We start from the raw sequence: 12,921 nt of genomic DNA on the forward strand, positions 1-12,921 counted from the left end.
GCCTGCAATTATTCATATTGCTTTAATTGTCTTTTGATGATATCGTGTACCCGGTGTTTCAGTGCTTCCACATCATCCTGTGTCATCCCCTTCGTTTCGATGGGCGAATGTACAAACACTCTTGCGAATCCCGGCCTGCCATAGGTTTTCCATCCGTCCACAAATAATATCTTCCAGTTGTCAGCCATCGTAACCGGAACAACGGGCACCTGGTGTTCGATAGCCAGCCTGAATGGCCCGTTCTTGAAACGAACCAATTCAGGAGGATGCGGCCCGATCATGCCTTCAGGGTATACCACGATATTCATTCCTCCTTTCAATCGCTCTCCTGCTATCTTCATCGACTTATGTGACTCTCTTGCATTCTCACGGTTCACGGTGATATCTATGGTCTTAAAAAAAATATTGATGATGGGAAGGCTTGCCAACTCCTGCTTTCCCATAAAACACCAGTTTCGGCGGGCTACCATGGCGGACATGGGTATATCAAAATAGGAGAAATGATTTGCGCAAAAGATGTATTTCTGCTGCCGGTCGAGTTGTTGCTCATAGCGGATACGTGGGATGATACCAGTGAGCGGAAACAGCAGGTACGCCCACAGCATTCTCAGCTTGTTTGCCTGCTTCCACCATTTCCGGTTATAGAGGGTGATGAAAAAAGCAGGATAGAGTAAGAGGAAAATAAGTGTGAAGACGAAAAAATACCAATAGGCCCAAAGCACCTTCAGTGCGTGCGTGATTATTTTCACAATGCCAAAAATAATTTTTTTTACTTTGCCCGCTATGGAAACAGTGGTCAGCGGCATCAGGCCTACCGGCAATCTTCACCTCGGAAATTATTTCGGAGCCATGCGTAATTTCCTGAAGATGCAGGAGGAGCAGCATTGTTTCTTTTTCGTGGCGGATTATCATTCCCTTACCACGCATCCCCACCCGGCCGACCTGCACACCACTGTGAAACAGGTGGTTGCCGAATACCTTGCCTGCGGCCTCGATCCCGACAAATGTATATTGTACCTGCAAAGCGACCTGCCTGAAACGGTGGAGCTTTATCTTTTCCTCAATATGCTTTCTTATGTCGGCGAACTGGAACGCAGCACTTCTTTCAAAGAAAAAATCCGCAAGCATCCCGATAATGTGAATGCCGGCCTGCTCACCTATCCGGTGCTGATGGCTTCTGATATAATAATTCACAAAGCCACCAAGGTGCCGGTTGGCAAAGACCAGGAACAGCATCTCGAGATGACACGCACCTTCGCGGCGCGCTTTAACAGGCTGTATGAAGCAGACTATTTCCCGGAGCCGGTGGCATTTAATTTTTCTGATAAACTGGTGAAGGTTCCCGGGCTCGACGGTGCAGGTAAGATGGGAAAATCCGAAGGAGAAGGCAATGCCATTTTTTTGGTGGATGAACCTGCCGCAATACGGAAAAAAGTGATGAAAGCCGTTACGGATAGCGGGCCAACACAACCTAACCAGGAGAAACCTGAAATGATTCAGAACCTGTTTACACTGATGGCACTGGTATCGGCCCCAACCACTCTACAGCATTTCGAAGATGCTTACAATAACTGCAGTATCCGGTACGGCGATCTCAAGAAGCAATTAGCGGAAGATATGATCGCTTTCACCACACCCATAAGAGAAAGAGTGCAGGAGATTTACCATGATTCCGCATTGCTTAGCAGAGTACTGTCACAAGGAGCGGAAAAGGCAAGGGCAAGTGCCGGCAAAACAATAAAGGAAGTGCGTGAAATAATCGGATTCAGAAAGTTTTAGAATATTTTATCTTCACGTTCATTATCTTACTTCATTCATTTTTTATGTGTGAAAGGCTGCAGATAAAAAATCAATCCACTTATTAGTTACTTAATTTACAGCACCACAGCACGATGGCAAAGAAGGACCTGAAATTTTTAAATGTAAAACATGTGGCTATCGCCGGAAATATCGGTGCGGGAAAGACGACACTTACCACGTTACTGGCCAAACAATTCAACTGGGAACCTCACTACGAGGATGTGGAGAACAATCCTTACCTGTATGACTTTTACGAGAATATGCCACGCTGGTCATTTAATCTGCAGATCTACTTCCTGAACAGCCGCTTTGGTCAGATCATACGGATTCAGCAGGGTGATAAAACAGTTATTCAGGACCGCACCATTTATGAAGATGCGCAGATCTTTGCTCCCAACCTGCACGCCATGGGTCTCATGACCAAACGTGATTTTGAAAATTATACAGCCCTTTACAAAACCATCGGTTCGCTGATAAAGCCACCAGATCTGTTGATTTACCTGCGCGGATCAATATCAGCACTTGTCGGGCAGATTCAAAAACGGGGACGTGAATACGAAGATAACCTCCGGTTAGATTACCTGCGCCGGCTGAATGAATACTACGAGAACTGGATCAACAATTATAAAGAAGGCAAACTGCTTATTATTGATATCGACAAATGCAACTTTGCCGAAAATCCTGAAGACCTGGGCGATGTGGTGAATAAAGTCAGGGCACAGTTGCATGGATTGTTTTAAGAAGCGGTACCGAGCCGTTAATTAACCGGTTGCTGATGCTGGCATCATAACTTTGATTAACGCGGCACGATTCAACTATCTTGATGTGGAGCCTGCATAAGTCCGTATTCAGCAAAAAACAAAGCATCTCATCTTTTTTAAGAAATCATTCATCCGGAGCGATTTTACCGACAGCAGATACACATGAAGAAAAAAATACGCTTGCTGTTTTCACTTTGCTGTATTGTAACAGCAGTACGTGCCGGTAATGAACCATTCTCGGCCAGTGCACGCTCCAATGCTATGGGCGGAACAGGTATCACCCTTACGGATATGTTCGCGGTCTTCAACAACCAGGCCTCAATGGCTTTTGTAAAAGATGTGACAGCGGGCATATTTACAGAACGCAGATTTATGATGAGCGAATTGGGATACCATGCAGGTGGCGTCGTTTTGCCGACCAGGTCAGGCGTGTTCGGACTGAGTGCTGCTTATGCAGGCTTCGATGTGTACAATGAGAAGAAAGCAGGACTTTCGTATGCACGATTATTTTCAAAGCACATTTCCGGTGGTATCCAGTTTGATTACCTCGGCACCTCTATTGCTGAATACGGCAATGCAGCCGCATTCACCATTGAAGCAGGCCTGTTGGTTAAGATCACTGACAAGTTTTCCACCGGCGCTCATGTCTTTAATCCGGTAAGAGTGAATGCAGGTTTTGCCGACAACAAAATTCCAACAACTCTCAAACTCGGTGTTTCCTATGAAGCGAGCGATAAGGTGTGGCTTGCTGCAGAAGCTAAGAAGGACATTGATAAGGCAGCGCAATTTTGTGCGGGAATTGAATACCGGATGATTGATGCATTTCATCTAAGAGCAGGATTTCAAACCAATCCTGCAATGTATACGTTTGGAGCAGGCATAAATATTCAGCAGCTGAGGATTGACCTCGCAACCACTTATCACCAGGTACTGGGTGTATCCCCGCAAATTGCCGTCAGTTACGCATTCGCGAAAAAGAAATAAGATGCGCCAACTTATTCCATTATATGCGAAGGGCAGATTCATTTCCGTGGTGCATCCGTTAAAATGTCATTTTAATATTTTCAGTAGCCTGCCGGTCAGCCTGCTTTGTTGCCTGATGTTGATACAGCCGGAAGTATCGTTCAGCCAGGTAACCGATACTACCGGCGACTATGGCCGTAAGGAAGACTACATTGAACAGTTGGTAGAGAAAGATGATAACTCCGGTGGCGACTATGAAGGCCTTGTTGACCTGGACAGAAATCTGCGGCAACGGCCCATCAATCTGAATACCGCTACAGAAGAAGATCTGAAGCAGCTGCATGAACTGGCATTGCTGACCGACATACAGATTCATTCCATTATCAACTACCGTGACAAGCTGGGAAACTTCATCAGCATCTATGAACTGCAGGCTGTTCCTTATCTCGACATGGTGACGGTGAAAAGCCTCCTTCCCTATGTGAGGATCAATTCAGATATCAGTCATGCAATGGTGAATACAAAAGATCTGCTCCTCGGCGGTGATTATGTGTTATTGATAAGAGCACAACAGGTTTTGGAAGAACAGAAGGGATTCACACCGGTTGATTCCGGCAGCACCGCTTCCCGTTACCTCGGCAGTCCGCTCAATCTCTATGCACGCTACCGGTATCAGTATGGTACGAAATTCAGCTATGGCATCACCGGACAAAAAGATGCCGGTGAAGAGTTCTTCCAGGGTACGCAAAAACAAGGATTTGATTTTTATTCCTTTCATATCTATTACCGTGGCAACAGCTTCATCAAAGCGGTTGCCGCCGGAGATTACGAATTGAGATTCGGGCAAGGCTTGCTGACTGCATCCGGCTTTGGTGTTAGCAAAAGCTCACTCGTGATGAATGTTAAATACGGCGGGCGGACCCTGAAGCCATATACATCCACCAATGAATTTAATTTCTTCAGAGGTGGCGCAGTGGTGGTTGGCAACAAGCTGATTTCACTCACGGCTTTCGCTTCCTCAAAAAGAATAGACGGTAACATTGGCACCATAGATACCGTGGACGAAGATGTTTTTGTGACATCCATCGGCGGCGACGGGCTGCATCGTACACCCTCCGAAGTGGCTGATAAAAATACCGTCCATCAAACCGTGACCGGCTTCAATGCTGATTTTAATATTCAATCGCTGCAACTGGGTGCATCTGCCATCTATTCTAAATACAGCGTGCCATTAGCACCAGCGGTGGAACCGTACAATGAATTTAAGTTCAGGGGCAGCCAGCTTACAACGGGCGGCATTCACTACGACTGGGCATACCGGAATTTCCTGCTGTTCGGCGAAGCAGCAATGGATGAAGACGGAGGAAAGGCACTGCTTTCCGGCATGCTCATCAGCGTTGATCAGAACATAGATCTGTCGCTCATCTACCGCAACTATGGCAAAGACTTTCACTCTTTGTATGCGAATGCCTTCGGCGAATCCGGCACCAACGATAATGAAAGCGGTTTATACACCGGCATCCTGTTAAGGCCGGGCCGCTCCTGGCAAATTGCAGGTTATGTCGACCTGTTCCGGAAACCATGGCTCGATTACAATATTGATGCGCCTTCCAATGGCATTGAGATGCTGACACAGGTAACGTACAAACCAAATAAAGTACTCGAAATATATGCCCGATGGAAAGATGAATCCAAACAACAGAATGCTTCCATAAATGCCGAACCGCTGGATTACATTGTGGGTACCCGCAAGCAAAACCTTCGTTTGAACTTAAGTTACAAAGCGTCTTCTTCCTTTACGATACACAGCCGGGCTGAATGGGTTTTTTATCATGAAGAACAGCGGCCCAAACAATATGGTTTTCTCGCTTACCAGGACCTCATCTATCATCAGCTGGGTTCACCGCTGCAACTCACAGCAAGGGTTTGCCTGTTTGATGCGGATGACTACGATGCCAGGATCTACGCCTATGAAAATGATGTGCTCTATGCTTATTCTGTTCCTTCCTTCTCCAACAGAGGAATGCGGTTCTATGTTGTGGCAAGATATTCAATAAGCCGGGGCATCGATGTATGGCTTCGCTTTGCACAAACCTACTACAGCAACCTCGATGTAATAGGCAGCGGACTTGATGAGATCAATGGCAATACAAAAACAGAACTAAAGGCAGAAGTAAGGTTTAAGTTCTGAACCGTAAATGCCTGAGTTGCCGCAATAAATCAGCAAGTGATTGGCCGTTCTCAATACTTTATTATATGCCTGCTAAGCGCCGGTGGAAAAATCAGATAAAACCTTTGCAATTGGCGGCACCGCATCTGCAAGGCAATTTTCCTTCATGGTGCGTAACGCCATAATCGGCGGATAGCTCTTCCCCCTTTTTGACGAATCGTAGTGTATAAAACTCAACTCTCGTTGCCGTTACCCTGATGTAACAATTGGGAGAACAGGAATGATTGATGTAACGCAATGAATTACTTGCCACAGATGCATCGAGCGCTGTTTTATCCGTGAGTTCCACCATGGCTATTTCCTTCTTCTCCCGTACCCTTTTTCTTGCTTCCCGTATTGAAATGATGACACCTCCCAGGTCGCCGATTTTTTTTCTTGCCGGAATATCGGTGATGGCGAATGCTCCTTTTCCCTGTATTCCGCTCTTCGCAACTCTCAACTCATAATACACATTGAACATCCGCAGTAATTTTCCCGGCAAGGTAAATTTTTATCGGAAAGGAATTCTGCTGTGATCACAGCGGATATCCACAACCAATCCGTTGATTTAACCGCGCTAAAATATTTATCAATCCATTTCGTCAACATGCATACGTTTTCATTTAACCTAAACAAACAAAACATGAACTACAATCAGTCATGGGCCGCAAAAGGCCACGATCACGGAGGCAGGAACAAACACCTGCTTATCCGATCCATGCAGCGAGCCGCTGTAAGCATTTACAAAACCGAAAACAGCCATGAGCTGCTGGTTTTCGCACCGGGAAGAATCAAAGAACATTTCCATCTGCATGTAAATGGAAATGAACTTACGATCTCCTACACACCGCCGGAAGGATTTCCACGACCGGAATGGATCCTGCGTGAATACAGCCGCGGCGGATTCTCCCGCACTTTTACATTGGAATCAAATGACGATGCAAAAAACATTACCGCCAAATATGAAGACGGTGTGCTGCACGTCAGCGTGCCAATGCTGAAAAGTGCTACAGCAGCGAAACAGGAAATAAAGGTGAGCTGACACTGCACATTTTGTTAGCCTGCATACTGAAAGGTGATATCCGAAAAGGATGTCACCTTTTTCAGTGCTATAACCGTTGCTTACCTTAACAGCAGGAATGCCTGCCGGTATAACCTGCAGCTGATTCACACTTACCAATTGATTATTTCAAACGAACTTTAACGATCAACAAGAAGTGTCATGGAACTTGGCCTCTATACATTCGCGGAAACAACTCCTGATCCTGAAACAGGAAAACTGATCAGTCAGCAGCAGCGTATGAAAAACCTGCTCGAAGAAATTGAGCTGGCAGACCGCCTTGGGCTGGAAATATTCGGAATTGGTGAACATCACCGGTCAGACTATGCCGTTTCTGCTCCGGCCATAGTGCTGGCCGCCGCTGCTGCACGCACTAAAAATATCCGCCTGACCAGTGCCGTAACAGTGCTGAGTTCTGATGATCCGGTCCGCGTATTCCAGGATTTCGCCACACTCGATCTGCTTTCAAACGGCCGCACAGAAATCATGGCCGGCCGCGGATCATTCATTGAATCCTTTCCGCTCTTCGGCTATGACCTGGATGATTACGATGCATTGTTCGAAGAGAAACTTGATCTGCTGCTGCAGCTTCGCTCTAAAGAAGTGATCACCTGGAATGGCAAGTTCCGACCGTCAATAGATCACCTGAAAGTTTACCCGCAACCCGTTCAAAAACCATTGCCCGTATGGATTGCAGTGGGCGGCACCACGCAATCGGTTATTAGGGCCGCCAGACTTGGATTGCCGATGGCATTAGCCATCATTGGCGGACTTCCTGAAAGGTTCGCTCCGCTTGTGGACTTGTACCGTGAAACTGCCGCCACTGCAGGTCATGATCCTTCAAAGACGCTTGTCAGCATTAATTCACACGGCTACATTGCCGGTGATTCAAAACTTGCCGGCGATGAATTCTACCCTGCTTATGCTGATGTGATGACCAGAATTGGCCGCGAGCGCGGATGGCCGCCAACCAATCGCGCACAGTTTGAAGCGGGCCGTTCTCCTGAAGGCGCATTGTTAGTGGGCAGTCCGCAGGAAGTGATTGACAAGATCATGTATGAGTATGAGTTGTTTCATCATGACCGTTTCCTGCTGCAACTCAGCGTAGGCACACTGCCGCATGAAAAACTTTTGCATGCCATCGAACTCTTCGCGACTGAAGTAGCACCGGTGATCAGGCGTGAAACAAGTACTGTTTTACAGGACAGGAAATAACAATCGATGATTGTTTTTAAACTGCGATCTTCACAAGAAATCTTTATTGACGCTATCTCAAAATACCTGGAGTCATCCTGAACTTGTATCAGGATCTCTTCCATTCATTGACAGATGCCAAAATAAATTCTGCATGACAGCATTGATTGCCTGTTTTGAGATAGCTGATAATTAAATTCCTGCAAACAGAATAATGCTGTAAGATTTCTTCGTCAACATCCGATCATCCCGCATCTCTTTCTCAGTGCTGATAAAGAGATGTTGTACGGTTAATTATCCTTATGGAACTTGAACTCGCCATAAAACTTATTCATCACAGCAGCATTCAAAGACCGGCTATTTCAGCCTGGGCCGACCTTGGCTGTGGAAACGGATTATTCACTAACGCGCTGGCATCTTTACTTGCCAGAGGAAGTACGATTTACGCCATTGATAAAAACGAAAATTCATTGAACGCAATTCTTCTTCCACCTGCTGTAACCGTAGAAAAAATAAAGGCCGACTTTATTGCCGAAACGCTGAACGTTCCGCCATTGGACGGAATACTTTTGGCGAATGCCCTGCATTTTGTAAAAGACAAGACATCATTTATTCGAAAGATTCGCACTTATATAAAACCGAAGGCCAAAATCCTGATTGTAGAATATGACATAACCGTTTCTAATCCTTATGTGCCCTTTCCCATAAGCTGGCAATCATTGAAGGATCTTTTTTATCAACAGGGTTGCGAGGCCATTCATAAAATACAAGAGACACCTTCCATCTACCATCACGCAAATATTTACGCTGCAATCATATCACTTTAGCAGTCACTAATTGTACCGCCCGTTCGCCCATTCAATGGCAGGCACTGTCCATTGCGGAAGCGGACGAAACAGGAAGCCATGCTGAAGGCCGGTATTGATTTCAATTTCTTTGTAGTGAGCCATGGTCTTCACACTTTTCTCTTTAAACCGGTAACAGGACGAGCCAATATCATCGCTCCGCTCATAAACAGATAAGATGTTACCATAAAATTGCAGATCAGGATATGCCTCATAATTTCCATCGTTGCATGCGGCAAGGAAAACAAAATTTAACTGCCCGTTTTTCAGGATGGAGGAAACATGCATGGCAATTAAAGCCCCTTTGGATGCGCCGATCACCGTGATGTCCTTTCCTGCAATACCATTTTTTAATAAATCATTGATCTGCCCGGCTATTTTATCCGCATACAGCTTTACATCCGTATCCGGCGGCCGCACTTCGCTCATTACTGTAAATCCGGCTTTACGGAAAGTATCGAGGATCGCTTGATACGCATAAGCACCGAAATATGGGCTTACAGCTTCTGCACCCATATTCTCCACAATCATTCCATGCAGGTAAAAAACATATTTATGATTTGAAGCTGCACTTGAATCCATAGACGGTAACAGGAGCATGCATGAAATTAAAACGGATCTCAGCATATCCATCTAAAAAGTGATTTAGAAAATATTAGTCGAGCAATTGAATGATATCATTGTAAATCATTTGACCCGAACTCGGGCGCTTGGCATTGAAATCAACGATCTCTCCATTCTTATTGATCAGCATGTATCGCGGTATGCTCATGATGCCGAAATATTTGGCAATGGGCGACGACCAGTTTCCCGGCGATATCGCGAGCTTTCCTTCAAGCCCCAGTCTTGTGGCCGCACTTTTCCACGCATCTTCAGAAGCATCAATGGAGATATACAGAAACTCTACCTGTTTAAGCTGCTTTTCATCAAACATTGCATGCAACTTCTTGGAGTAAGGCATCTCTCCCATACATGGGCCACACCAGCTTGCCCAGAAATCAACGTACACCACCTTTCCTTTCAGGTCATTTGGCGTGAAGTATTTTCCATTGATATCCATCAGCTTCGGGTAATTCATTTCAGAAGCACCCGTGGCCCTGGTGGCAGTGCCGTTTGGAGTTGCCTCAGGCACCTCTTTCATTGCAAGCCTTTCCTCCACTTTCTTTTTTAACAAAGCGGCATAATCACCTTTCTCATCTTGCAGACTCAAAACATTATAGACATGCTTCGCTGTGTATTGACTGATTTTCGCAACATCATTATTTAATAAATTGGCAATGCTCCAGGTTAAAGACAGTCCTTTGAAATGTTGCTGAGCCGTCTGCGCTTTTTTCTCTAGAGACAGATTTGTGTCTTTAAATTTATTGAACCCATTTGCTTCTGAAGTGAAATAGACGATGAAATAATAGAGAAAGTCACGGTAAGGTTCGGCAATCATGGCTTCATCATTTACGAGCTGATCGTTCACGCCCTGCAGCATCACTGCCGGTAATGCTTTTACCGTCAGCACCTGTTGAGATTGGTTGGCCTGAATGACAGGATAAGACAGCAACCTTGCGTAATAATTATATTTGATGCAATAGGACAGATACTTCCTGAACGGCTCACTGTAAACAGCTTTCTGCATTCCTTCATTATAGAATGCAAGCTGCTTCCTGCGTTCTTCAAACAATTTCATTTCAAAAGCATCAATGTCAGTGCTCAAAATCGCCGCATTGACTTTTTCTTTATTGAAATCCGCCTCAAACACCTTCAGGAATGAAAGAAGAAACGTATTCCGCTCAGCTCCCTTGCCGGAGAAAGCAATTGCACCGGTGAGTGAATCTCCCTCAACGCTTACCTCAAGGTCATCGCCCGGTTCAACAAACAGCACGACGGATTGCTTACCGGCTTTTAAGTTCAAAGGTGTGGGGCCGGAAATAGATAATGTGAACCCGCACTCGTTACTGACTACTGAGCTCTTGTAAACACGTTCAAACTCATCGAGATAACTCACGGAGGTTTTAATACTGACCGTATCAGCAACTGATCCATTAAGCCGGCAATGCACTGACACATTACTTTGAGCATTGACCGTCAATGAAAAAAGGACAGAAAGCAGCAGTGTACCGTTTAATTTTAGTCGCATGTGCAAACTTAAGATGAGCGACGAAGTTATTCCTTAATTTTTTATTGCGGTCAGTTGAATACCAGTAAAAATGGCATGCTCTATTCTTCAATTCACCCTTTTCAATATGGCGGCTTTCATTGGCTGCAAAACCATGCTTCCAGCTTTCACCTTTTTACCGGTCAGCAAATCAATATAGGTCGCATCTCTCGACAGGTTTAATGAATGTTCCTCCGTTTCAAGATTAAACAATACGATGACTTCCGATTTTTCATCGAACCTTCTGTAAGCAAGTTGTTTGCCTTTTGCCCAAAGAAATTCTATAGCACCGGTTGACAGTACCGGATTACTTTTTCTGATGGCAATCAGTTTTTTGTACCAGTCAAATTGCGCTTGATTGAAGACAAGGGAGTCGTATGCTTTTTCTCCGGACTGATAGTTGTTCCTGGTTTCGGGTTCAAATGAAAACTCTTTCCACATCAACGGCTTCCTCGATGGATCATCCGCTGACCACATGCCCATTTCTTCTCCATTATAAATCTGTGGCGCTCCAATCGTGGTAAACAAATGAACGAGATACAATCGCACTCTCTCATAAGTATCTGCATCAGGCCTTCCGGTCTTATACTGCGGATCATCAGCCGGACCCGCCTTGTATTTATATTTATTCGGATTATAAAAATCGGTGAGTAACCTCGGCGCATCATGCGAAGAGGAAACATTCATCATCGCATACCTGAAATCAGGCATCAACCGGTTCCAGTGAAAGTTGAGACTGTCACTGAATTGTTCAGCATTGATGCCGTAATCATTCTTCGCGAAAAAATAACGCGCAGGGCGGTAAACCTGGTACTGCATCACGGCATCAAACACATCACCGCTGGTATACGGCGCAGGATTCATCAGCCGATCGGGCCATTCCTCCCACCAGATCTCTCCTACCAGGTATGCATCAGGATTGATGGAACGAACATATTTCCTGAAATCGCGCCAGAACACCATGCCTACCTGGTCCGCCACATCAAGCCTGAATCCATCAATGCCTTGCGTCACGTCGCCATCAGGCGCCAGCCATCTTTTGGTGACGTCGAAAATATGTTTCTTCGGGCCTTCGCTGATATCACCATCGTAAGGATGACCGGTTTGTTTGGGAGTGGTGATATTCACCTTTTTCCATTCAACCAGTGAGGGCACTCCGGCCCATCCCTTATACGAAAATTCGTTTTGCGCCGTGGAAGGATCATCAAACGCATTAATTTCAAACCAGTCTTTATATGCCGATTTTTCCTGCTTTTGCAACACATCCTGCCATGCCCAAAAAAGGGTCCCGACATGATTCCAGGAATAATCCATGATGATTTTCATTTTTCTTTTGTGTACTTCTTTGATCAGCTTTAAAAAGAGCTTGTCCGCTGAAGTCCATTGCCAGGTTGACGGATCAACCGGATCTTCCGCAGCCATGATTTTTACATCACCTGCGGGATCAGGCCCAAAATTGACATCAATGTGATGATAATTCCTCGCATCATATTTATGAAGGCTTGGCGCATCATTGACGGGATTCAGAAAAATGGCCGTGATGCCGAGATCCTGCAGGTAATCCAATTTGTCCAGCACGCCCTGCAGGTCGCCGCCATAGCGCCTGTATTGCACCTTTTCATTAAAGGATCCACTGAGTTCCTTTGCCCAGTCATCCTCATCATACCAGTTGTGTGTCCATGGAGTAATTGCCCAATGTGGTGGTGCATTTACACCTATTGGCGGTGTATTGATATTGGCCGGCTGAGGATCATTAGCCAGGTCGCCATTGTTAAATCTTTCCACAAAAATCTGGTACCAGATCATCTTTTTACTCCATTCCGGCGGCCGGTCGAAAGAAGTTGTCTGCGTTTGCGCGAAGAGCGGAAAAGATGCTAATAGCAATGCAATGGTGAAGCGAATCAGTGTACACTTATCGTGAAATAATTTTTGCATGAGCACTA

Annotated in this window: 12 protein-coding genes; 7 read left to right on the forward strand and 5 right to left on the reverse strand. The window is 45.5% G+C overall.

What is annotated here, in order from left to right:
* Nucleotides 1–8: 8 nt before the first annotated feature.
* On the reverse strand, nucleotides 9–749 hold the full coding sequence (locus K1X61_04055) for a 1-acyl-sn-glycerol-3-phosphate acyltransferase (protein MBX7107803.1): 741 nt from the start codon (nucleotides 747–749) through the stop codon (nucleotides 9–11).
* Between the two features lies 1 nt (nucleotide 750).
* On the opposite strand from K1X61_04055, the gene trpS reads away from it, so the two are divergent.
* The 4 genes from trpS (at nucleotide 751) to K1X61_04075 (ending at nucleotide 5,715) form a co-directional block, all read left to right on the forward strand.
* Nucleotides 751–1,779 (forward strand): tryptophan--tRNA ligase, encoded by a 1,029-nt coding sequence (gene trpS, locus K1X61_04060; protein ID MBX7107804.1) that lies wholly within the window; start codon nucleotides 751–753, stop codon nucleotides 1,777–1,779.
* A 113-nt stretch (nucleotides 1,780–1,892) separates the two neighbouring features.
* Nucleotides 1,893–2,540: a deoxynucleoside kinase gene (locus K1X61_04065; protein MBX7107805.1), complete on the forward strand. Its 648-nt coding sequence runs from the start codon at nucleotides 1,893–1,895 to the stop codon at nucleotides 2,538–2,540.
* 183 nt (nucleotides 2,541–2,723) lie between these two features.
* Entirely contained in the window at nucleotides 2,724–3,545 is an 822-nt protein-coding gene (locus K1X61_04070) for a hypothetical protein (GenBank protein MBX7107806.1), read from the forward strand.
* Between the two features lies 1 nt (nucleotide 3,546).
* On the forward strand, nucleotides 3,547–5,715 hold the full coding sequence (locus K1X61_04075) for a helix-hairpin-helix domain-containing protein (protein MBX7107807.1): 2,169 nt from the start codon (nucleotides 3,547–3,549) through the stop codon (nucleotides 5,713–5,715).
* A 91-nt stretch (nucleotides 5,716–5,806) separates the two neighbouring features.
* Here K1X61_04075 and K1X61_04080 read toward each other — a convergent pair whose 3' ends face one another.
* Nucleotides 5,807–6,235: an SET domain-containing protein-lysine N-methyltransferase gene (locus tag K1X61_04080; protein ID MBX7107808.1), complete on the reverse strand. Its 429-nt coding sequence runs from the start codon at nucleotides 6,233–6,235 to the stop codon at nucleotides 5,807–5,809.
* Between the two features lie 141 nt (nucleotides 6,236–6,376).
* Between K1X61_04080 and K1X61_04085 the strand changes: the two genes are divergently transcribed.
* The 3 genes from K1X61_04085 (at nucleotide 6,377) to K1X61_04095 (ending at nucleotide 8,814) form a co-directional block, all read left to right on the forward strand.
* On the forward strand, nucleotides 6,377–6,775 hold the full coding sequence (locus tag K1X61_04085; GenBank protein ID MBX7107809.1) for an Hsp20/alpha crystallin family protein: 399 nt from the start codon (nucleotides 6,377–6,379) through the stop codon (nucleotides 6,773–6,775).
* Between the two features lie 180 nt (nucleotides 6,776–6,955).
* Nucleotides 6,956–8,008, forward strand: a complete 1,053-nt coding sequence (locus K1X61_04090) for an LLM class flavin-dependent oxidoreductase (GenBank protein MBX7107810.1) — start codon at nucleotides 6,956–6,958, stop codon at nucleotides 8,006–8,008.
* 281 nt (nucleotides 8,009–8,289) lie between these two features.
* On the forward strand, nucleotides 8,290–8,814 hold the full coding sequence (locus K1X61_04095) for a methyltransferase domain-containing protein (protein MBX7107811.1): 525 nt from the start codon (nucleotides 8,290–8,292) through the stop codon (nucleotides 8,812–8,814).
* Nucleotides 8,815–8,820: 6 nt separating this feature from the next.
* On the opposite strand, the gene K1X61_04100 is transcribed toward K1X61_04095, so the two are convergent.
* The 3 genes from K1X61_04100 to K1X61_04110 all read right to left on the reverse strand — a co-directional run bounded on the left by K1X61_04100 (nucleotide 8,821) and on the right by K1X61_04110 (nucleotide 12,913).
* A complete protein-coding gene (locus tag K1X61_04100) occupies nucleotides 8,821–9,432 on the reverse strand; it encodes an alpha/beta hydrolase (GenBank protein ID MBX7107812.1) in 612 nt (203 codons plus the stop codon).
* 55 nt (nucleotides 9,433–9,487) lie between these two features.
* Nucleotides 9,488–10,960, reverse strand: a complete 1,473-nt coding sequence (locus K1X61_04105) for a TlpA family protein disulfide reductase (protein MBX7107813.1) — start codon at nucleotides 10,958–10,960, stop codon at nucleotides 9,488–9,490.
* A gap of 87 nt (nucleotides 10,961–11,047) precedes the next feature.
* Nucleotides 11,048–12,913 (reverse strand): glycoside hydrolase family 13 protein, encoded by a 1,866-nt coding sequence (locus K1X61_04110; GenBank protein ID MBX7107814.1) that lies wholly within the window; start codon nucleotides 12,911–12,913, stop codon nucleotides 11,048–11,050.
* Between the last annotated feature and the right edge of the window lie 8 nt (nucleotides 12,914–12,921).

The sequence above is a fragment of the Chitinophagales bacterium genome (assembly GCA_019694975.1).
In the GTDB taxonomy this organism is placed as follows: Bacteria; Bacteroidota; Bacteroidia; order Chitinophagales; family UBA10324; genus JACCZZ01.

Bases quoted from the DNA above. Each gene is read 5' to 3' on its own strand.
- K1X61_04065 (MBX7107805.1), top strand. From the start codon at position 1,893: ATGGCAAAGAAGGACCTGAAATTTTTAAATGTAAAACATGTGGCTATC.
- K1X61_04100 (MBX7107812.1), bottom strand. From the start codon at position 9,432: ATGCTCCTGTTACCGTCTATGGATTCAAGTGCAGCTTCAAATCATAAA.
- K1X61_04105 (MBX7107813.1), bottom strand. From the start codon at position 10,960: ATGCGACTAAAATTAAACGGTACACTGCTGCTTTCTGTCCTTTTTTCA.
- K1X61_04110 (MBX7107814.1), bottom strand. From the start codon at position 12,913: ATGCAAAAATTATTTCACGATAAGTGTACACTGATTCGCTTCACCATT.
- K1X61_04090 (MBX7107810.1), top strand. From the start codon at position 6,956: ATGGAACTTGGCCTCTATACATTCGCGGAAACAACTCCTGATCCTGAA.
- K1X61_04070 (MBX7107806.1), top strand. From the start codon at position 2,724: ATGAAGAAAAAAATACGCTTGCTGTTTTCACTTTGCTGTATTGTAACA.
- K1X61_04095 (MBX7107811.1), top strand. From the start codon at position 8,290: ATGGAACTTGAACTCGCCATAAAACTTATTCATCACAGCAGCATTCAA.
- K1X61_04085 (MBX7107809.1), top strand. From the start codon at position 6,377: ATGAACTACAATCAGTCATGGGCCGCAAAAGGCCACGATCACGGAGGC.
- K1X61_04075 (MBX7107807.1), top strand. From the start codon at position 3,547: ATGCGCCAACTTATTCCATTATATGCGAAGGGCAGATTCATTTCCGTG.
- trpS (MBX7107804.1), top strand. From the start codon at position 751: ATGCCAAAAATAATTTTTTTTACTTTGCCCGCTATGGAAACAGTGGTC.